Raw genomic sequence first — 20230 nt, forward strand, 5'->3', positions numbered from 1 at the left:
CTACTGGTTCTGCCCGCCCAGCACGAAGAGCAGGTAGAGGAAACCGGCGAAGAGGTGGCCGGCGATCAGATAGGCGAAGAGCCGGAGCACGAGCCCCTTGGGGAACTTGCCTTCACCGCGCTCCTCGCCGGTGACCGGTACGGACTTCTCGGACATGTCGGTCCTTTCTGGTGCGTCAGCGCCGGTGCGGGGTCCCGTCACCGAGGCACAGCTCGGCGGCGGGGCTCTGCATCAGGGTGTGTACGAAGAGCAGCTCGGCCCCGCCGGGTGTGGCGGCGCCGATCCGGTGCGGGGTGAGCGAGTCGAAGTGCGCGCTGTCCCCGGGGTCGAGCACATGGACGGCCTCGCCGAGCGCGAGCCGCACCCGCCCCTCCAGGACGTGGATCCACTCCTCACCGGGGTGGACGCGCACGATGTCGGCCCGGGTGGCGTACGGCACGTGGACCCGCAGGCACTGGAGGGCGCGCCCGGCGCCGCCCGCCTGCCGGTAGATCCAGCCGTCGGCCTCGACGGGTTCGGAGCGGCCGGCCCGGACGACGGGATCGCGTTCGGGGGGCGTCTCCCCCAGGAGCTCGGAGACCGTCGTACCGTAGATACGGGACAGGGCGAGCAGCATGGGCAGCGAGGGCTGCCGGTTCCCGGTCTCCAGGCGCGAGAGGTGGGCCGGCGAGAGACCGGCCCGCTGGGCGGCGGCCTCCAGGGTGAGTCCCCGGCGGCGGCGCAGGGCCCGCAGCTGGGGGGCGACGTCGGGCAGGACGTCGGGGGTGACAGGGTCCGGGGAGGTGTCCCCGGGGACGTGGTCCATGCGTCCATTCCGCCAGGTTCGTGCCTCTGAGGCAAGTTTCTTGCCTCAGAGGCAAAACCCGCGCCGTGGCAGGCGTCAGCGCTGTGCGATCGCCTGCTTGACCAGCGTCTTCCCGAAGTCCCACATCAGCCCGCCGCCGCCGTGGGCGTCGTCCATGACCTCGGTGAAGGCGGTGACGAACCGGTCCACGTCCGCCTCGTCGACGACCAGCGGCGGGATCAGCTTGATCACTTCCAGGTGGTCCCCGGAGACCTGCGTGAGGATCCGGTGCCGCTGGAGCAGCGGCACGACGACCATCTGGGCGAAGAGACCCTTGCGGGCCGCCTGGAGCATCGTCCAGCGCCCGCGCAGTCCGAGCGAGGAGGGCCGCCCGAACTCGATCCCGATCATCAGGCCGCGCCCGCGGATCTCGTGCAGCAGCTCGTACCGCGGCACGAGCTCCCTCAGCCGGCCCGAGAGCAGCTCGCCGATCCGGCGCGCGTGCGCGACGGTGCCCTCGTCCTCCATGACCGAGAGGACGGCGAGCCCGGCGGCCATGGCCTGCGCGTTCGATCCGAAGCTCGCCGAGTGGACCAGGACCCGGTCCATCGACGAGTAGACCTTCTTGAAGATCCAGTCCTTGCCGAGGGTGGCGCCGACCGGCACATAGCCGCCGGAGAGCGCCTTGGCGACACAGACCAGGTCCGGCTCGACGCCCTCCTCGTGCTGGTAGGCGTAGAAGTCGCCGGTCCTGCCGAGACCCGTCTGCACCTCGTCCGCGACGAGCAGCGCGCCGTGCCGGTGCAGCAGCTCCTGGGCGGCCAGGAGGAAGCCCGGGGGCGCCTCGTGGACGCCCTTGCCCTGGATGGGCTCGACGACGAAGGCGGCCACGTCGCCCTTCCGCAGCTCCCGCTCCAGGGCGGCGAGGTCGCCGAGCGCGATCGCCGTGTCCGGGAGGAGCGGGTCGAAGCCCTCCCGGAAGCCCTGCTCGCCGTTGACGGAGAGGGAGCCGACGGTGAGCCCGTGGAAGGCGTGGTGGCAGTAGAGGACCCTCGTCCGGCCGGTGGCGTACCGGGCGAACTTGAGGGCGGTCTCCACGGCCTCGGTGCCGCTGTTGCCGAAGAAGACCCGGTCGAGGTGCGGACTGTGGGCGAGCAGCTTCTCGGCGAGGAGCCCCGGCAGCGGCTGGCAGTCGAAGCGGGTGAGGTCGGCGAGCTGGGCGTCCAGGACGTCGTGGAGGGCCTTGCGGACGACGGGGTGGTGCCGTCCGAGGCCCATCACGCCGAAGCCGGCGAGCATGTCGAGGTGGTCGACGCCGTCGGCGTCCCAGAAGTGGGCGCCCTCGGCCCGCTCGTAGACCTTGTCGAAGCCGATGGTGTGCAGCATGCGGGGCAGCTGGTGGTTGAGGTACTTGGCGTGCAGCTCGTACCGCTCCGCGCCGCGCTCGGAGAGCAGCGCCCGCAGGTCGAACCCGCCGGTCATGACGTGCTGTTCCCGGAGACGGTCTCCCTGACCGCGCGCAGGGACTCCTTGAGGGAACCCATGGTGGCGAGGACGGCGGTGGGCTCGTAGCCGCAGTGCGCCATGCAGTTGGCGCAGCGCGGGTCCTTGCCGCGGCCGTACTTGTCCCAGTCGGTGTCCTCGACGAGTTCGCGGTACGTGGGGACGTATCCGTCGCTCATCAGATAGCAGGGGCGCTGCCAGCCGAAGAGCGAGTAGTTGGGAATGGCCCAGGCGGTGCAGGGGAAGTCCGCCTTTCCTTCCAGGAAATCCAGGAAGAGCGGCGAGTGGTTGAGCCGCCAGCGGCGCCGGTTCCCGCCGGCGAAGGCCTTCTTGAAGAGTTCGCGGGTCTGTTCGACGCCGAGGAAGTGCTCCTGGTCGGGGGCCTTCTCGTAGGCGTAGGCGGGCGAGATCATCATTTCGTCGACCTGGAGGTCGTCGTTGAGGAAATTGAGCACCTCGATGATGGTCTGCGGGGTGTCGGTGTTGAAGAAGGTCGAATTGGTGGTGACCCGGAAGCCGCGCCGCTTGGCCTCCTTGATGGCCGCCACCGCCTCGTCGAACACTCCCTCCTTGGCGACGGACTCGTCGTGCCGCTCGCGCAGCCCGTCGATGTGGACGGCGAAGGCGAAGTACGGGGAGGGGGTGAACTTCTCCAGCTTCTTGCGCAGCAGCATGGCGTTGGTGCAGAGGAAGACGTACTTCCGCCGGGCCACCAACTGGCGCACGATCTCGTCGATCTGAGGATGCATCAGGGGCTCGCCGCCCGCGATGGACACCATGGGGGCGCCGGACTCCAGGACCGCGCCGACCGCCTGGGCGACCGGCATGCGCTGCTTGAGGACACCCGCCGGGTGCTGGATCTTCCCGCAGCCCTCGCACTTGAGGTTGCAGGCGTAGAGCGGCTCCAGCTCGACGATCAGCGGGAACTTGTCCCGCTTGCGGAGCTTCTGTTCGAAGAGGTAGGTCCCGACCCGGATGGACTGACGGAGCGGCATGGCCATAACTCGTTCACCTCCTGGGGAGCAGCAAAGAACGGTGCCATTCGAAGAATGCGGGAAGGACGGCACGAAGAACACGGAAGGCTGATATTCCCCCGCGTACCGTGCCGATCCGGACCAGTTCATGTTCCGGAGCGTCCACGACCACCCGGACGGCCGCAACCGGACGCGCGCCCAGTCCGTCCCCGAGCGCTCCGGCGGCCCGGGCGGTACGGAGCGTGGCGGCGGACTCCATGTCGACGGCGATCGCGCCGCCGGCCCGCAGCGCGGCCCGCTCGGGGCCGCGGACCACGTGGTCGGAGCCGATCAGCGGCCCGGTGTGGACGGCATGCCCGGGCACCGCCTTGGCCAGGGCCTTCACCAGGAGCTCGGTCCCGGTGCAGAGGGTGGTGCCGTCGGGGGCGCGGGTCTCGTCGGCGACGATCAGGTCCCCCGGGTGCATGCCGGGGGCGAGGCCCGCGCAGAAGCCGGAGGCGATCACCGCGGCCTCCCGCCAGGGCTCCTCGCCGAGCGCGCGGGACACGGCCCGCCGGGCCCGGTCGGGCCCCATGCCGGTGCGGAGCACGGTCACGGGGCCCGGCGCGCCGCCCCGGTCCCCGCCGCGGAGGGCGAACTTCTCGATGCCGAGCGCGCAGGCGATCAGCAGCGGCGGGCCGGCTTCGGGGCCGGGCTCGCGGCCCATCAGTCCTCCTTGCGCGGCGAGGGCTCCCCGTACACATAGCGCCCGAGCGCCGTGAGCGGGAACACCTGCCGGTAGAGGTGGTAGTTGATGGAGAAGTCCCAGGGGAAGCCGGTGCCGGTGAAGTACGGCTCGTCCCAGGAGCCGTCCTCCCGCTGGTTCTCGGCCAGCCAGGCGACTCCCCGGCGGACGGGCTCGGAGTCGCGCTCGTCCGCGGCGAGGAGGGCGATCAGGGCCCAGGCGGTCTGGGAGGCGGTGGAGGGGCCGCGCCCGACCCATTCCTCCTCCTTGTACGAGCGGAGGTCCTCGCCCCAGCCGCCGTCGTCGTTCTGCGTGGACGCGAGCCAGTCGACGGCCCGGCGCATCGCCGGGTGCGAGGCGGGCAGCCCGGCGGCGGCGAGCGCGGGCAGCACCGAGCCCGTGCCGTACACGTGGTTGACGCCCCAGCGGCCGAACCAGGCGCCGTTGGGCTCCTGTTCGGCGAGGAGCCACTCGATGCCCCGGCGGGCGCGCGGGTGCCCGGCCATTCCCTCGTACGCGAGCATCTCCACCACGTGGGCGGTGACGTCGGCGGAGGGCGGGTCGATCACCTCGCCGAAGTCGCAGAACGGCAGCTTGTTGGGGAAGACGCTGGTGTTGTCGGCGTCGAAGGCTCCCCAGGCGCCGTTCTTCGACTGCATGCCGAGCGTCCAGCGGGCGCCCCGGGCGACGGCCGCCTCCACCAGGGCCGGGTCGGGGTGCTTCACCCGGCGCAGGGCGAGCAGGACTTCGGCGGTGTCGTCGATGTCGGGGTAGTTGTCGTTGTGGAACTCGAACGCCCAGCCGCCCGGCGGGAGTCCGGGCCGGCGCACCGCCCAGTCCCCGGTCCGGGTGATCTCCTCGTCGAGCATCCAGTCCACGGCCTTCACGAGCGCCGGATGGTCGGGGCGGAGCCCGGCGTCGGCGAGCGCGATGGTGGCGAGGCAGGTGTCCCAGACGGGCGACTGGCAGGCCTCGATCATCCGCGAACCGTCCTCGCGCCAGACGGCGAACCGGTCGAGCGATTCCAGGCCGGCCCGCATGACCGGGTGCTGGAGGTCGTAGCCGAGGAGGTGGAGGGCGATGACCGAGTAGACGGCGGGTGGCTGGATGCCGCCCCAGCAGCCGTCGTTCTCCTGGCGCTCGACGATCCAGCGGGCGGCGACGTTCATGGCCGTGCCGCGCACCCCGCGCGGGGCGAAGCGGTGGTAGACGTGCAGCGCCCTGTCGAGCCGCTGGAAGATGCCGTCCCAGCCGGTGGCCGGGGCGAGCGGACGGGGCGGGTTCGGCCGCGCCGGGTCGGTGTGCAGCTCGTCGAGCGGGAAGGGCGCGGGCCGGACCGGGCGCTTCGCGGAGACGACGGTGAGCGGCACGATCGTCTGCCGGGCCCAGCAGCCGAAGTCGTAGATGTTGAGCGGGAACCACTTCGGCAGGAACAGCAGCTCCGGTGGCAGCTCGGGCAGGTCCTCCCAGCGCCACCAGCCGAAGAGGGCCAGCCAGATCCGGGTGAAGACCCGGGTGGCGGCGATCCCGCCGCGGGCGCGGACCCAGGCGGAGGCGCGGGCCATGTGCGCGGCCTCGGGCGGGTCTCCGGCGAGCCGCAGGGCCACATAGGCCTCGACGGTGGCGGAGAGCTCGCCGGGTCCGCCGTAGAAGGTGGCCCAGGCGCCGTCCTCGCCCTGCTTGCGGCGGATGTGGAGGGCGGCGGCGCGGGCGGTGTCGGCGTCGAGGATGCCCAGGAACTGGCGGAGGAGCAGGTCCTCGGCGTCCATGGTGACGTTGGTCTCCAGGTCGCCCTTCCACCAGCCGGCCGGGTCCTGCCGGGCGAGCAGATGCTCGACGGCCCGTTCGGCGGCCCGCGCGGCGGTGCCGTCGAGGCCGGACGCGAAGGCGTCGGTGTCGTTCGTCTTGCTGGCCGCGGCCGCCCGGGGGCCCAGGGCCCCGGCGCTTCCGTCGGTCGTCGCTGTCATGGCTTCCCCTTTGTGCAGTCGGTTCCTTCTGCTCCTGCGGGTCTGCCGTCGGCCGGCGCCGGATGGCACCGGCCGGCGACTGCGAACTCATATGAGGGTGATGGTGATCATCTCTTCCGTACGACCACGAAGTCGGCCAGTGCGGTGAGCTGGGCCCGCACACGGGCGGGCATGTCCACCTCGTTCAGCGCCGCGATCGCGATCGCGTGCTGGCGGCGGGCCTCCTGGGAGGTCCACTCGCGTCCTCCGGCCTCCTCGATGAGGGCCGCGCGGGTGGCGAACTCCTCCTCGGAGAAGGTGTCGAAGTCGATGGACTTGGCGTCCGCGGCGAGCAGTTCGCCGAGCCGCTCGGAGGCCGGACCGCCCGCGGCGAGGGCGGCGACGACCGGGAGGGACTTCTTGCGCTGGCGCAGGTCGCTCCAGGTCTGCTTGCCGGTGGCCTCCGGGTCGCCCCAGATGCCGAGGAGGTCGTCCACGGCCTGGAAGGCGAGGCCGAGGTGGTAGCCGTACTCCTCCAGCTTGTCGGCGGTGCGGTCGTCGGCCCCGCCGAGGACGGCGCCGATGGAGACGGCGCAGGCGAGCAGGGCGCCGGTCTTGTTGCCCTCCATCTCCAGGCACTCCTCGACGGTGACCCGCTCGCGGTGCTCGTAGGAGATGTCCTGGGCCTGCCCGTCGATGAGCTTGCGGCTGGCCGTGGTCAGCCGGCGGGTGGCGCGGCCGGCCTCGACGGTGCCGAGTTCGAGCAGGATCTCGTTGGCGAGGGCGAAGAGGGCGTCGCCGACGAGGATCGCCTGCGCGGGGCCGTGCACCTTCCACACCGTGTCGCGGTGGCGGCGCTGCTCGTCGCCGTCCATCAGGTCGTCGTGGAGCAGCGAGAAGTTGTGCACGAGCTCCACGGCGACGGCGCCGGGGATCCCGACCTCCGGCCCGACACCCGCGGCCTCGGCCGACAGCAGGGCGAGCGCAGGGCGGACGGCCTTGCCGCTGTCGGCGTCCGTCGGGTTGCCGTGGGCGTCGATCCAGCCGAAGTGGTAGGCGGCCACGGTGTCCATGGGCGGCGCGAGGCGGTCGACGGCCGCCCGCAGTACGGGGGTGGACAGGGTCCGCCCCCGCTCCAGCAGTGCGGACACGTCCGCGGTGTCGACGGCCGGATTGTCCGGCGGCACTGTCGGCACGGTCTCTCCTCTTGTTCCGGTACTCACACTCATACCGCCTCCTGCAGCGGATGGTCATGGCGGCGGCCGAGGGCGGAGAGCGCGGCGCCCGCGGCGCTGAAACCACTGCGGACGGCACCCTCCATGGTCGCGGGCCAGCCGGTGGCGGTCCAGGCCCCGGCCAGATACAGCCCCGGGGCCCTGGTGCGGGCGCCGGGCCGGAGCCGGCCGACGCCCGGGGTGGGGGCGAACGTGGCCGTCCGCTCCCTGGTGACGAAGAAGTCGCGGATCCCGGCGCCGCGGGCGGCGGGCAGGAGCCGCTCCAGCTCGGGGAGGTACTTCGCGCGCAGGGCGGCGACGGGTTCGTCGATCTCGTCCTGGGCGGCGGACTGGGAGACGGCGAGGTACTGTCCCGCCCGTCGCCCGCCACCACCCTTGTCCGAGGGCCCTTCGGGCCCGCCCCTCAGTAGTCCCGAGGAGTCGGTGCGGTCGAAGACCCACTGCACCGGGGAGCCGAGCGTGGTGAAGAAGGGCTGCTTCAGCACCTTGCGGTCGTAGACGACGTGCAGGTTGAGGATGGGCGCGGTGTCGATGTCGAGGAGCCGGTCGGGGTCGTCGAGGGCGCCCTCGGGCAGCAGGCCGTGCGTCTCGTGCTGCGGGACGGCGAGGACGACCGCGTCGGCCTCGATCCGCTCCCCCGGTACGTCGACGGCCCAACGTCCGTCGTCCGTACGGGAGATCCGCTCGGCCTTGGTGCGCAGCGCGGTGCGGACCCCGAGGGCGTCGAGTTCCTTCGCGGCGCGGGTGTCGTGGAGTTCGCCGAGCGGGACGTGGGCCCAGCCGATGTCGGCGGCGCCGGGCTCGGAGAGGAGTCCGGTCTTGAAGACCATCGCCGCGAGCCCCATGGAGGCCTGCGGGGCGGGGGCGTTGAGGGTGGGGATGCCGACGAGGTCCCAGAGGGCCTCGACGGTCCGCGGGGACTGTCCGTGCCGGCCGAGCCAGGTGGCGAAGTCGATGCCGTCGAGCGCCGGGTCGGCCGGGTCGAGCTTCTTCAGGGCGAGCGCGGCCCGGCCGACGGAGGCGCGCTCGGCGAGGGAGAGGTGCGGGTAGGTGGCGAGGCTGCGCGCGAGGTGCAGCGGTACGGGGAGGTTGTCGCGGCGGATCCGGCCGAGCCGGGGGCCGCGGGGGTGCGCCACGTCGAGGACGGGGACGTCGAGGCGGTCCTGGAGGGGCGCGAGCCGGGCGCCGCCGACCCGGTCGAGGAACCAGCGGTAGGCGGTGCAGCAGCGTAGGTAGACGTGCTGGCCGTTGTCGACGGTCAGCTCGCCGCGGCGGAAGGAGAAGGCGAGGCCGCCGAGCCGGGGCCGGCCTTCGAGCAGGGTGACGTGGACGCCGCTCTCGGCGAGCTGGAGCGCGGAGGTGATCCCGGCGAGCCCGCCGCCGACGACGACGGCGGAGAGCCGCCGGCCGGCGCCGGGCGAGGCCGGCGGGGTGGTGCGCTCGGTTCCTTCGGGGTTCACTCGGCCTCCGTTCGGGTCGTCGCGGTCGGATTCGGGGACGCCTCGGTCAGGGACGCCGGAGCGGCGCCCGGGGTTGCCCGGAGGGCGGGGGCGCAGGGGCGCATCAGGCGCGCCTCCTGACCGTGCGGCGGGCGATGTGGCGGGTGTCGAGGCCGGAGAGGCCGCGCACCGCGACGTACGCCTTCTCGCGGCCCGGCAGGGAGACGCGGCCGCGCAGGACGGCCTCGGGGTCGCGCTCGATGCGGTCCAGGAGGCGGCGGTAGATGCCGGCCATGGCGGCGACGCAGGCGCCGCTGCGCCGGTCGAGCATGGGCAGCAGCCGGTAGCCCTCGGCGAACAGGGCGCGGGCGCGCCGCACTTCGAAGTGGACGAGCCCGGCGAAGTCGGCGCCGGGGGCCGGCGTCGGGCTGCCGAAGCCGTCTCCGCAGCCGAACTTGGCCAGGTCGTCGGCGGGCAGGTAGGTGCGCCCGTTCCCGGCGTCCTCGCGTACGTCCCTGAGGATGTTGGTGAGTTGGAGCGCCAGGCCCAGGGTGTCGGCGTACTCGGGTGCCCGGTCGGCGCCCTGGGCGCCGGGCTGGGTGCCGAAGACGCCGAGGGAGAGGCGGCCGATCGCGCCGGCGACGCAGCGGCAGTAGACCTTGAGGTCGTCCCAGGTCTCGTAGGTCGCGCCGCGCACGTCCATGAGGACGCCGTCGATGAGCTCGTCGAGGCCGCCGAGCGGGATCGGGAAGCGGCGGGCCGAGTCGGCGAGGGCGACGGCGACGGGGTCGGTGTCGTCCTCCTCGACCAGGCCCTTGCGGATGCGGTCGAGGATGTCCCGGGTGGCTTCGAGCCGCTCCCGCTTCTCCCCGGACGGGAGGGTGCCGTCGCCGATGTCGTCGACGCGCCGCGAGAAGGCGTACAGCGCGGACATCGCCTGCCGCTTCTCGGCCGGGAGCAGCCGGATCCCGTAGGCGAAGTTGCGGGCCTGCTGTCCGGTGACCGCCTCGCAGTAGCTGTAGGCGGCCTGGACCGGTGCGGACGGCTGGTGCTGTGCCTCCACGGTCGCGCTCACCCCTCTCTCCGCGCCCGGAGCAGTACCGCTCCCGCCTGGCGCATCAGGCTCGGCTTGGTGGACTTCGGTGGGCCGGCCAGTACGTCGTACCCGGCGTCGGTGACGGCGTCGAGCGCGGCGAGTCCCCCGGCGGTGAACCCGGCGAGGAGGAGGCGGAGCCGTCCGTGGACGCTGCCGACGAGCGGGGCGCCCGCGTGCAGGAGGGCGCGGGCCCGCTCGGCCTCGAAGGCGATCAGGGCCCGCACGGAGGCGCCGGCGGTGGGTGCGGCGAGGTCGCGCTCGGTGACGTGGAAGCGCTTGAGGTCCTCGGCCGGCAGGTAGATCCGGTCACGGGCGAGGTCCTCGGCGACGTCCTGGAGGTGCTCGACGATCTGGAGGGCGGTGCAGATCTCGTCGGAGCGCCGGATCCGCTCGGGGGTGTCGGTGCCGGTGATCGCGAGGACGAGCCGGCCGACGGTGTTGGCGGAGAGCTCGCAGTACGCGAGGAGGTCGTCGTACGTCTCGTAGCGGCGGACCAGCTGGTCCTGGCGGTTGGCGGCGATCAGGCCGAGGAAGGGCCCGGGGGTGAGCCCGCGCCGGCGGACGGTCGGCTGGAGCGCGCGCAGCAGGGGGTGGTGCGGGGTGGAGTCGAAGACCCGGCGGAGGTCGGCCTCGAAGGCGTCGAGGAGGACGAGCCGGTCCGCCGCGGCCTCGGGGTCGACGCCGAGGTGGCGGGCGTCGGCGCCGCCGGGGGCGAGGTCGCCGTCGCCGATGTCGTCGACGAGCCGGGCGAAGCCGTAGACGGCCATGAGGTCGTCGCGCCAGGCGCGGGGCAGGAAGAAGGGGGCCACGGGGAAGTTCTCGTCCGCGGCCTTGCCGAGTGTGGCGCGCGAGGAGGCGTCGGTGCGCGCCTGCCGGGTCTCCGTCACTGGGCGGTTCCCGACGGAGGGACGGCGACACCCTCGTGGAGCTGGAGATTCTGCGTCATGGCCGTCACGTCTCCCGTTCTACACTGCCGATCCAATCCATCCTATTTCGGACACGCCGCCGACCCCTGCCCGTGGGGCCGCCACCCGGGGGCCCGATGGCCGCGGGGTATCGCCCTACTTGCCGCGAAACAGACCGGTCCAGCTTACGTTGTACGACGACCTTCGCCATTCCGGGGTGGCCGGGGTTGCGCACCACACCCGCACGGGCCGCCAACAAGCCTTCCCCGCAAGGGAGTTCGGGGTCAGTCCGCGGTCGCCCCGCAGACCACCATGGCGAGGGTCGCCTCGACGACGACACTCCTGCCCTGGGCGGAGAGACGGCGAAGGGGCCCGTCGACCAGGAGGAGTGACAGTCCGTGAACGGCCGACCACGCGGCGGCGCCGGTGGCGGGGCGGGCACCGCGCCGCGCGGTGCCGAGCACGGCGAGGGCTTCCAGTGCCTCCCTGAGCAGGGTGAACGCGCGGATCTCGGGCTCGGCCGGCGGGCGGTCGGGCGTGGGCTCGCCCGCGGTGGCGGGGCGGGGGACACAGAACGCGGCCCGGTAGAGGCCGGGCTGCTCCACGGCGAAGCCGACGTACCCCCGACAGAGGGCGGTGACCCGGCGCTCGGCCGCGAGGACGGGGTCGTCGGCGCCGGGTTCGCGGGCGGCGGCCCGCTCCATGGCGGCGGCGAGCTCCCGGCGGGCGTGGGCCCGGACGGTGCGGAGGAGTTCGCCGCGGCCGTCGAAGTGCCGGTAGGCGGCGGTGGGCGAGACACCGACCCGGCGGGCCGCCTCGCGCAGGACGACCCGCTCGGGGCCGCCTTCGCCGGCGAGGTCGACGGCCGCGCAGATCAGCGCGTTGCGCAGATCGCCGTGGTGGTAGGTCTTTCCCGCCGAGGTCGCTGCCATGGGCTCATCCTGCCCGAAGTTAACCGCATGAACATTCCAGGTGGGCGTCGCGACGCGCGGGGAAATGGGGCTGGTGCGCAGCACCGTCGAGCAAGGGTGGTGGTGGGAGACGGGTCGGCGGAAGAGCCCCTGCCGGATGAATCCGGCAGGGGCTCCACGGCGCGAGGGAACTCAGCGCGCGGTCTCGCGCTCGTACGCCTTGAGGACTTCCTCGGTGGGGCCGTCCATCAGGAGCTGCCCCTTCTCCAGCCAGAGGACCCGGTCGCAGGTGTCCCGGATGGACTTGTTGCTGTGGCTCACCAGGAAGACCGTGCCGGCCTCCTTGCGGAGCTCGCGGATCCGCTCCTCGGAGCGGATCTGGAACTTGCGGTCACCGGTGGCGAGGGCCTCGTCGATGAGGAGGACGTCGTGGTTCTTGGCGGCCGCGATGGCGAAGCGGAGCCGGGCGCCCATTCCGGAGGAGTACGTCCGCATGGGCAGGCTGATGAAGTCGCCCTTCTCGTTGATGCCGGAGAAGTCGACGATGCCCTCGTAGCGGGACTTCACCTCCTCGCGGCTCATGCCCATGGCGAGACCGCCGAGGATCACGTTGCGCTCGCCGGTGAGGTCGTTCATGAGGGCTGCGTTGACGCCCAGCAGCGAGGGCTGCCCGTCGGTGAAGACGCTGCCGCTCTCGGTGGGGAGCAGACCGGCGATGGCGCGCAGCAGGGTGGACTTGCCGGAGCCGTTGGAGCCGATGAGGCCGATGGCCTCGCCGCGGTAGGCGGTGAAGGTGACGCCGCGGACCGCGTGGACCTTGCGGACGCCCCGGGAGACCTCGGCCTTGCCGCGGCCGACGATCCGGCTGAGCGCCGCCGTGGCGCTGCCCTTGCCGCCGCCACCGGCGTTGACCCGGTAGACGATGTGGACGTCGTCGCAGATGACGGTGGGGACCATGCCCTGGTTCGAGTCAGCCACGGCCGTACCTCTCCTCGGCCTTCCAGAAGTAGACGAAACCGCCGATGCCGAAGATCACGGCCCAGGCGAGCGCGGTGATCCAGACGTGGTCCGGCAGGTTGTGCGCGCTGTACCCCTCGATGAGGGCGTAGCGCATCAGGTCCATGTACACGGCCGCCGGGTTGTACATGAGGATGTCGGAGATCCAGGCCGGCTTGTCGGCGAGCATCGTCTGGATCGAGAACATCACGCCGGACGCGTACATCCAGGTGCGCATGATGAAGGGCATCAGCTGGGCGAGGTCGGGCGTCTTGGCGCCCATCCTGGCCACGATCATGGCGAGGCCCGTGTTGAACACGAACTGCAGGGCCAGCGCCGGGATCACCAGCAGCCAGCGGAGCGAGGGGTAGCTGCCGAAGAAGACCGCGACCGCCACGAGCACGATCATCGAGTACAGCAGCTGCTGGAGCTGCTGCAGCGAGAAGGAGATCGGGAGGGTGGCGCGCGGGAAGTGCAGGGCCCGGACGAGTCCGAGGTTCCCCGAGATCGCCCGGACGCCCGCCATGACCGAGCTCTGGGTGAAGGTGAACACGAAGATGCCGGTGACGAGGAAGGGGATGTAGACCCCCTTGGACATGCCACGGCCGGCGTCCAGGATGAGCCCGAAGATCAGGTAGTAGACCAGGGCGTTCAGGAGCGGGGTCGCCACCTGCCACACCTGGCCCAGCTTCGCCTGGCTGTACTGGGCGGTCAGCTTCGCGGAGGAGAAGGCCAGGATGAAGTGGCGGCGGCTCCACAGCTCACGGACGTACTCGCCGAGACCGGGCCGGGCACCGCTGACCGAGAGGCCGTACTTCGTGGCCAGCGCGGCCGAGGAGAGGCCCTCGTCGACGGACGGAGGCGCGCTCGTCGCGACCGCCCCGCCCTGGTGTGTGTCACTCACAAGTCGAAACTTTCGTGTTCAAGATGCGCGGCACGTCGGGTACCACGATGTCAGACGACCGGGGGGCGACCCAGCCGGGTCAGGCGCCACACCGTACGCCACCTCATGGGGCGGCGCGGTCCGCAGGGGGTCGTCCAGCCCGCGCGGAATCCGCCGAGCCACGCCTTCAGCGCGGAGGGCGAGGGCCGCCGGGCCAGGGTGAGCAGGAGCCAGACGCCGGGATAGACCGGCACCAGGGGCGCGGGCAGATTGCGACGAGCCAGCCACACTCGGTTGCGGGCCACGTTGAAGTGGTACGAGGCGTGCCGTGACGGGGCTGTGGTGGGGTGCAGCAGCACCATGTCGGAACGGTAGTCGATCATCCAGTCGGCGTCGAGCGCGCGCCAGGCGAGGTCGGTCTCCTCGTGGGCGTAGAAGAAATCGTCGGGCAGACCGCCGACTTCGGCGAAGACCTTGGTGCGGACGGCGTTGGCGCCGCCGAGGAAGGTGGTCACCCGCGAGGAGCGCATCGGGTCCGCGGAGCGGAGCCGCGGCACGTGCCGGCGCTGGGTGACCCCGGTCTCCGGATCGGCGATCCGGAAGCTGATGATCCCGAGGCGCGGGTCGGCGGTGAAGGCCTGCCGGACCAGCTCGGCGGTGTCGGTGTGGGCGAGCAGCCCGTCGTCGTCCAGGAAGAGCAGGACGTCGACGTCGGTGCCGCCGGGGCCGAAGGCCTCGATGCCGACGTTACGGCCGCCGGGGATGCCCAGGTTCTCGGGCAGGTCGACGGTCCGCACCCAGTCGGGCACCCCGGTGACCGGGGCGCCCTGACCGACGACGACGACCTCGACCGGGTCGCCCTCCTGCTTCGCGATCGAGTCGATGAGCGCGCGCAGGTCGTCGGGGCGGGTGCCCATCGTGATGACGACGGCACCCACCCTGAGCGGCGTACTCACGGCCGGCCTCACTTCAGCCTGCTGGAGACCATGATCGACACCAGGTGCAGCACGGTCTGGAGCAGGGCGATGCCGGCGAGGACGGCGACACCGAGCCGGGAGAAGAAGAGGTCTCCCCTGGCCTGGTCCGCGATCGCCAGGACCACGATGAGCAGCGAGGCCTCGATGCCGAGGACGAGCCGGTGGAACTTGAGCGCGGCGGCGGCCCGGCGGGCGAGCGCCATGCCGGAGGAGCGCGGCTCGGAAGCGGCCTCCTTGACCGGCGGCAGTCCGCCCTGGTGGCGGGCGACACCGACGAGGTCGGTCTCGGCCTTGATCAGGATGGCGCCGAGGGCGGCCAGCGTGCCCAGGAAGGCCCACAGCCAGTCGATCCGGCCCGAGCCCCACAGGTCGGCGGCGCGCAGGCCGAAGCCGACCAGGACGGCCGCGTCGCACAGGTAGGCGCCGACCCGGTCCAGATAGACCCCGGCCAGCGAGTACTGCTTCTTCCAGCGGGCCACCTCGCCGTCGACGCAGTCGAGCAGCAGGTAGAGCTGGACCATGAGCGCGCCGAGCAGCGCCCCCGGGATCCCGGGCACGAGCAGGGCGGGTGCGGCGAGGACGCCCGCGAGCGTCATGACGTACGTGAGCTGGTTCGGCGTCACCTTGGTGCCGACGAGCTGCCGGGTGATCCTGAGCGAGATCTCCCGCATGTACAGGCGGCCGCCCCAGTGCTCACCGCTCCGCCGGTCCTTCACACCCGGCGGGTGGACGACCGGGCGGAGCTCCGCCACCGAGGGCTTCCGCACGGGACGGACCTCAGCTACCGATGGATTTGGCATAGTCGGCGTACGCGTCCCTGATCTCGTCGTCGGACAGGTCGAGGTGTTCGAGGATGGTGAAGCGGCCCGGCCGGGTCTGCGGGGCGAAGGACACCGCCTGGACGAACTCGTCCACGGTGAAGCCCATCTCCTCCGGCAGGACGGGCAGTCCGTGCCGGCGCAGGGTCTCGACCATCAGCGCGGAGGCGTCGCGGTCGCCGCGCAGGTGCATGGCGAAGGCCGCGCCGAGACCGCACTGCTCGCCGTGGCTGGCGGCGCGGGCCGGGAAGAGCAGGTCGAAGGCGTGGCTGATCTCGTGGCAGGCGCCCGAGGAGGGGCGGCTGTCACCGCTGATCGACATGGCGATGCCGGACATCACCAGGCCCTCGGAGAGCGTGACGAGGAAGTCGTCGTCGCCGACGCCGCCGGGGTGGCGGAGCACGGCCTCGCCGGCGCTGCGGGCCATGGCGGCCGCGAGGCCGTCGACCTTCTCGCCGGTCTCGCGGTGCGAGAGCTCCCAGTCCGCGATGGCGGACAGGTTGGAGATCGCGTCGCCGATGCCGGAGCGGACGTACCGCACGGGGGCGTCCCGGATCACGTCGAGGTCGATGACCAGCGCGATCGGGGTCGGCACACCGTAGGAGCCGCGCCCGTTGTCGTTGTCCAGGGTGGAGATCGGCGAGCAGATCCCGTCGTGCGACAGGTTGGTGGCGATCGCCACCAGCGGCAGTCCGACCCGGGCCGCCGCGTACTTCGTCACGTCGATGATCTTGCCGCCACCGAGGGCGACCACGGCGTCGTACCGCTTGCCGCGCATGGCGTCGGCGAGCTTGACGGCCTCGTCGATCGTGCCGCCCGAGACCGGGTACCAGTCGGCGCCGGGCAGCTCGGGGGCGAAGTGGTCACGCAGCTTGAGGCCCGAGCCGCCGCTGATGGCGACGGCGATCTTGCCGTTGCTGGAGATCCGCTGGTCCGCGAGGAGCGCGGACAGGTCGTCCAGCGCTCCCCGGCGGATGTCGACGACGACCGGCGAAGGGATCAGCCGAGTCAGTACTGGCACGCGATCTCACGGCCCTTCGCGAGGTCGTCGTGGTTGTCGATCTCGACCCACTTGACGTCACCGATGGGCTCGATGTCGACGGTGAAGCCGCGGTTGACCAGCTCCTGGTAGCCGTCCTCGTAGTAGAGGTCGGGGTCGCGCTCGAAGGTGGCCTTGAGCGCGTCGGCGAGCTCCTCGGCGGCCTCGGCCTCGATGAGGGTGACACCGATGTACTCGCCGGTGGCGGTGGCCGGGTCCATCAGCTTGGTGATGCGCTCGACGCCCTTGCCCTCGGCGACGATGACCTTCATCTCCTCGTCGGCGAGGCTCTTCACCGTGTCGAGGGCGAGGATGATCTGCCCCTTGCCGCGGGCGGCGAGCAGGGTCTTCTCGACGGAGACCGGGTGGACGGTGTCGCCGTTGGCGAGGATCACACCGCGCTTGAGGACCTCACGGGCGCACCACAGGGAGTAGGCGTTGTTCCACTCCTCGGCCTTGTCGTTGTCGATCAGGGTGAGCTTGAGGCCGTACTTGGCCTCCAGGGCGTCCTTGCGGTCGTAGACGGCCTCCTTGCGGTAGCCGACGACGATCGCGACCTCGGTGAGGCCGATCTCGGCGAAGTTCTTGAGCGTGCCGTCGAGGATGGTCAGCTCGTTCTCGGTGCCCTCGCCGGACACGGGCACGAGGGCCTTCGGAAGCGTCTCGGTGTAGGGGCGCAGACGCCGTCCGGCACCGGCTGCCAGTACGAGGCCGATCATGCTGTTTCTCCTTCGTCGTGAACGGCGGGTGCTCCGGAGGAGACCCAGAAGCGGATGGACTCCACGAGCACCACCAGCGCGACGGCGACCGCCGTCGCGGTCAGTGCCAGGGTGAAGTCGTCGCCGCGGTCCGCCAGCAGGGCGGCGAGGACGGTCACCAGGAGCGTGCGCCCCTCGTGTCCGCCGGTGACGCGCACCAGCCAGGCGGGCGGCGCGCCGGTGCCGCCGCGAATGCGGTACACCGTGTCGTAGTGATGGTAGGCGACGGCCGCGACCAGCCCGAATGCGGCGGGGAGTGCGTGGGCGGCGTCCGCCTTGGCCGCGAGGATGAGCACCGTGCCGTACTCGGCGGCGCGGAAGACGGGCGGTTCGAGCCAGTCGAGGGCGCCCTTCAGGGGCTTGGCGACCGCGCTGCCGCTCGTCAGGACGTAGACGATCGCCGCGGAGACCGTGATCCAGGAGCCGAACGGCTCCACCCATGCGGTGGCGAGCAGGAGGGCGGCTCCTGCCACGGCGAACGGGAGGCGCATCGGGTGGTGCTTCCACACCCGGCCCACCAGCGCGGCCAGCGGGCCCGAGTCCGCGAGGTCCGCCAGGGCCTGGGCGGCCCGGTCCGTGCGCTTCGCCTTGCGGGTCAGGGAGCGCAGGACGCGGCCGGCCGTGGTGTAGCAGGCGCCGAAGGCGCAGCCGATGATCAGGGCCCAGAAGACGATCCGGGGGCTGGTCGTGGCGGTGAGGACGGCGATCATCGCCCAGCGCTCGCCGATCGGCAGGATGATCATGCGGCGGGCCCAGACCGTCCAGCCGACGCTGTCCAGCTTGCTGGAGAGGGCGGCGGTCGGGCTGGTGTTGGCGGTGGCGTCGTGGTTGGCCTCGTTGAAGGAGAAGTCCACGACGTGCCGGCAGGTCATGAGGACCATGGCGCCGAGCGCGAGCGCCCAGACGTCGTCCCCGTCGCGGGCGGCGCCGAGGGCGAGGCCCGCGTAGAAGGCGTACTCCTTGGCGCGGTCGAAGGTGGCGTCGAGCCAGGCGCCCATCGTCGAGTACTTGAGCGCGTAGCGGGCGAGCTGCCCGTCGGTGCAGTCCAGGACGAAGGAGACCAGGAGGAGGACGCCGGCGGCGATGTAGCCGCCGCGCTCGCCGGTCGCCGCGCAGCCGGCCGCGATCAGGGCGGTGAGCAGCGAGGCGGTGGTGACCTGGTTGGGCGTGAGACCGCGGCGCGCGCACCAGCGGGCGATGTAGCGCGAGTACGGGCTGATGAAGAAGGTGGTGAAGAAGCCGTCGTGCGCCTTGACGGCCGAGCGCAGGCGTACGGCCTCGTCGTCGACGGCCTCGACGGCGGCGCGGGCCTCGTGGCGGGCCTCGGCGTCGGTGGGCACGGTGGCGACGAGGGTGCCGAGCTGGGGCCGGTGCACGGCGACGCCGTCGGCGTCGAGGGCCTCGGCGAGCGCGTCGGTGAGGCCGTCGGTGAGCGTGCCGGTGGCGGCGGGCCCGGTGGTCGCGGAGACCGTGTCCAGGGCGCGGGCGAGCGCGGGGCGGGCCTCGCGCTGCGCGGTGAGCGCGCCGGGGGCGGCGGCCGCGGGAAAACGGGGGTCGGTCAGGGTGAGGCGCAGCGCGTGCAGGTGACCGACGAACCGGGGGTCGACGAGCGCGACGCGCTCGCCCGCCGGGACGGCGGCCAGCAGGGCACCGGCCTCCTCGGCGCCGGAGGCGATCCGGACGTCGAAGCCGAGCGACCGCAGATCGCCGTCGAGCGAGGATCCGGGTGCCGGCGGGCCGGTGAGGATGGCGGTCGACAGACGAACTCACTCCTTGAAGCTGACGGAGGGGCCGGCGGGGCCATGGCGGCCCCGGGCGCGGCGGTGTGGCCCGGCACCGGGCGGCGACACGTCGGCTGAGGCTATCGGATGAACGGAACACGAGTTCACCGAGGCTTCGCCGCCAGGACTCCCCCGGGACCGTCCGTGTCTGTCCGGGTGCGCCGTGTGCTGCGGAGATCATCATGGGCGATCGGCGGCCCGCCCCACAAACCCGCTCGGGACGGCCGGCGGCACCGCCACCGCGCTCCGACGTTGTCGCAGGTCAGAGCATATGACAACGGTGTTCAGTACCGTGTTGCACATACCCCCCACCCGTAGTTCACTTGCGAATCGGGGCACACGAGCGACACGACCGGGAGGCCTTGTCATGGGGGCTGGACACGACCACGGGCACAGCCACGGCGGCCCGCCGCCGACGGGTACGGCGGCTGCCGCGTACCGGAACCGGCTGCGGATCGCGCTCGGCATCACGCTCTCCGTGATGGTGATCGAGATCATCGGCGGTCTGGTGGCCGACTCGCTCGCGCTGATCGCGGACGCGGCCCACATGGCGACCGACGCCGTCGGTCTCGCGATGGCGCTCCTCGCGATCCACTTCGCGAACCGGCCGCCCTCGGGGAACCGCACGTTCGGGTACGCCCGGGCCGAGATCCTGGCGGCGCTCGCCAACTGTCTGCTGCTGCTCGTCGTCGGCGGTTACGTGCTGTACGAGGCGATCCAGCGGTTCATCCAGCCGGCCGAGACCAAGGGCGGTCTGGCGATCGCGTTCGCGGTGATCGGCCTGGTGGCCAATGTGATCTCGCTGTCGCTGCTCATGCGGGGCCAGAAGGAGAGCCTCAATGTGCGCGGGGCGTATCTGGAGGTGCTCGCGGACGCGCTGGGTTCGGTGACCGTGATCGTCGCGTCCGCGATCATCCTGGCCACGGGCTGGCAGTACGCCGACCCGATCGCCTCGATCGTGATCGGCCTGATGATCGTGCCGCGCACGCTCAAGCTGCTGCGCGAGACCCTGGACGTCCTCCTGGAGGCGGCCCCCAAGGGCGTCGACATGGCGGAGGTGCGGGCGCACATCCTGGCCCTGCCGGGCGTCGAGGACGTCCACGACCTGCACGCCTGGACGATCACCTCGGGGATGCCGGTGCTCTCGGCGCACGTGGTCGTCGACCAGGACGCGCTGGACTCGGTCGGGCACGAGAAGATGCTGCACGCCCTCCAGGGCTGCCTGGGCTCGCACTTCGACGTGGAGCACTGCACCTTCCAGCTGGAGCCGGTCGGGCACGCGGAGCACGAGGCGAAGCTCTGCCTCTGACGCCGCGGGGCGCCGCCTGTTAATCTGCTCGGACGAACGCGTGTGGAGAGGAGCTGAGGTTGATGACCGTCGCGATGGAGGCTGCCCAGTGCGGCAGCGCCCGGTCGTCCCTCAGCCTCCGGGTCTCCGGCTGACCTGATCCCGGTCCTTCC

General features: G+C 72.0%; 19 protein-coding genes. 1 reads left to right on the top strand and 18 read right to left on the bottom strand.

Annotation, left to right across the window (positions count from 1 at the left end; translation table 11 throughout):
- From ACF07V_RS20765 to ACF07V_RS20850, 18 genes are all read right to left on the bottom strand, one after another.
- Window positions 1-156 (bottom strand): DUF6126 family protein, encoded by a 156-nt coding sequence (locus tag ACF07V_RS20765; protein ID WP_392156063.1) that lies wholly within the window; start codon window positions 154-156, stop codon window positions 1-3.
- Window positions 157-175: 19 nt separating this feature from the next.
- Window positions 176-805 carry a helix-turn-helix domain-containing protein gene (locus tag ACF07V_RS20770; protein WP_392156065.1) on the bottom strand — a complete coding sequence of 210 codons (630 nt, stop codon included), beginning with the start codon at window positions 803-805 and terminating at the stop codon, window positions 176-178.
- A gap of 75 nt (window positions 806-880) precedes the next feature.
- Window positions 881-2266, bottom strand: coding sequence for an aspartate aminotransferase family protein (locus ACF07V_RS20775; RefSeq protein WP_392156066.1), 1386 nt, complete (start codon window positions 2264-2266; stop codon window positions 881-883).
- Window positions 2263-3288, bottom strand: coding sequence for an adenosyl-hopene transferase HpnH (gene hpnH, locus ACF07V_RS20780; protein WP_365221590.1), 1026 nt, complete (start codon window positions 3286-3288; stop codon window positions 2263-2265). Before hpnH ends, ACF07V_RS20775 begins: the two co-directional genes overlap by 4 nt.
- A 7-nt stretch (window positions 3289-3295) precedes the next feature.
- Window positions 3296-3967, bottom strand: a complete 672-nt coding sequence (locus ACF07V_RS20785; RefSeq protein ID WP_392156067.1) for a 1-hydroxy-2-methyl-2-butenyl 4-diphosphate reductase — start codon at window positions 3965-3967, stop codon at window positions 3296-3298.
- Window positions 3967-5952: a squalene--hopene cyclase gene (gene shc / locus ACF07V_RS20790; protein ID WP_392156069.1), complete on the bottom strand. Its 1986-nt coding sequence runs from the start codon at window positions 5950-5952 to the stop codon at window positions 3967-3969. Before shc ends, ACF07V_RS20785 begins: the two co-directional genes overlap by 1 nt.
- A gap of 107 nt (window positions 5953-6059) precedes the next feature.
- Window positions 6060-7160 carry a polyprenyl synthetase family protein gene (locus ACF07V_RS20795; protein WP_392156070.1) on the bottom strand — a complete coding sequence of 367 codons (1101 nt, stop codon included), beginning with the start codon at window positions 7158-7160 and terminating at the stop codon, window positions 6060-6062.
- Complete coding sequence (hpnE, locus tag ACF07V_RS20800) at window positions 7157-8626, bottom strand: hydroxysqualene dehydroxylase HpnE (protein WP_392156071.1); 1470 nt, start codon at window positions 8624-8626, stop codon at window positions 7157-7159. The genes ACF07V_RS20795 and hpnE overlap by 4 nt, the downstream gene beginning before the upstream one ends.
- 103 nt (window positions 8627-8729) lie before the next feature.
- Window positions 8730-9680 (bottom strand): presqualene diphosphate synthase HpnD, encoded by a 951-nt coding sequence (gene hpnD / locus ACF07V_RS20805; protein ID WP_392156072.1) that lies wholly within the window; start codon window positions 9678-9680, stop codon window positions 8730-8732.
- The gene (hpnC, locus tag ACF07V_RS20810; RefSeq protein WP_392156073.1) at window positions 9677-10588 is read right to left on the bottom strand and encodes a squalene synthase HpnC; all 912 of its coding nucleotides are present in this window, start codon (window positions 10586-10588) and stop codon (window positions 9677-9679) included. Before hpnC ends, hpnD begins: the two co-directional genes overlap by 4 nt.
- Window positions 10589-10890: 302 nt before the next feature.
- The gene (locus ACF07V_RS20815; RefSeq protein ID WP_392156074.1) at window positions 10891-11538 is read right to left on the bottom strand and encodes a TetR/AcrR family transcriptional regulator; all 648 of its coding nucleotides are present in this window, start codon (window positions 11536-11538) and stop codon (window positions 10891-10893) included.
- A gap of 171 nt (window positions 11539-11709) precedes the next feature.
- On the bottom strand, window positions 11710-12474 hold the full coding sequence (locus tag ACF07V_RS20820) for an ABC transporter ATP-binding protein (RefSeq protein WP_392156419.1): 765 nt from the start codon (window positions 12472-12474) through the stop codon (window positions 11710-11712).
- A 13-nt stretch (window positions 12475-12487) separates the two neighbouring features.
- Window positions 12488-13417: an ABC transporter permease gene (locus ACF07V_RS20825; RefSeq protein ID WP_392156075.1), complete on the bottom strand. Its 930-nt coding sequence runs from the start codon at window positions 13415-13417 to the stop codon at window positions 12488-12490.
- A gap of 50 nt (window positions 13418-13467) precedes the next feature.
- Complete coding sequence (locus tag ACF07V_RS20830; protein WP_392156421.1) at window positions 13468-14313, bottom strand: glycosyltransferase family 2 protein; 846 nt, start codon at window positions 14311-14313, stop codon at window positions 13468-13470.
- Between the two features lie 47 nt (window positions 14314-14360).
- Window positions 14361-15140, bottom strand: a complete 780-nt coding sequence (locus ACF07V_RS20835) for a CDP-alcohol phosphatidyltransferase family protein (protein WP_351186364.1) — start codon at window positions 15138-15140, stop codon at window positions 14361-14363.
- 10 nt (window positions 15141-15150) lie between these two features.
- Window positions 15151-16212, bottom strand: coding sequence for an iron-containing alcohol dehydrogenase family protein (locus ACF07V_RS20840; RefSeq protein ID WP_351186362.1), 1062 nt, complete (start codon window positions 16210-16212; stop codon window positions 15151-15153).
- Window positions 16200-16949 (bottom strand): sugar phosphate nucleotidyltransferase, encoded by a 750-nt coding sequence (locus tag ACF07V_RS20845; RefSeq protein ID WP_392156077.1) that lies wholly within the window; start codon window positions 16947-16949, stop codon window positions 16200-16202. The genes ACF07V_RS20840 and ACF07V_RS20845 overlap by 13 nt, the downstream gene beginning before the upstream one ends.
- Window positions 16946-18748, bottom strand: coding sequence for a DUF5941 domain-containing protein (locus ACF07V_RS20850; RefSeq protein ID WP_392156422.1), 1803 nt, complete (start codon window positions 18746-18748; stop codon window positions 16946-16948). The genes ACF07V_RS20845 and ACF07V_RS20850 overlap by 4 nt, the downstream gene beginning before the upstream one ends.
- Window positions 18749-19136: 388 nt before the next feature.
- On the opposite strand from ACF07V_RS20850, the gene ACF07V_RS20855 reads away from it, so the two are divergent.
- Window positions 19137-20078, top strand: coding sequence for a cation diffusion facilitator family transporter (locus ACF07V_RS20855; RefSeq protein ID WP_392156078.1), 942 nt, complete (start codon window positions 19137-19139; stop codon window positions 20076-20078).
- Window positions 20079-20230 lie beyond the last annotated feature (152 nt).

The organism is Streptomyces sp. NPDC015661, assembly GCF_043077765.1.
GTDB lineage: Bacteria > Actinomycetota > Actinomycetes > Streptomycetales > Streptomycetaceae > Streptomyces.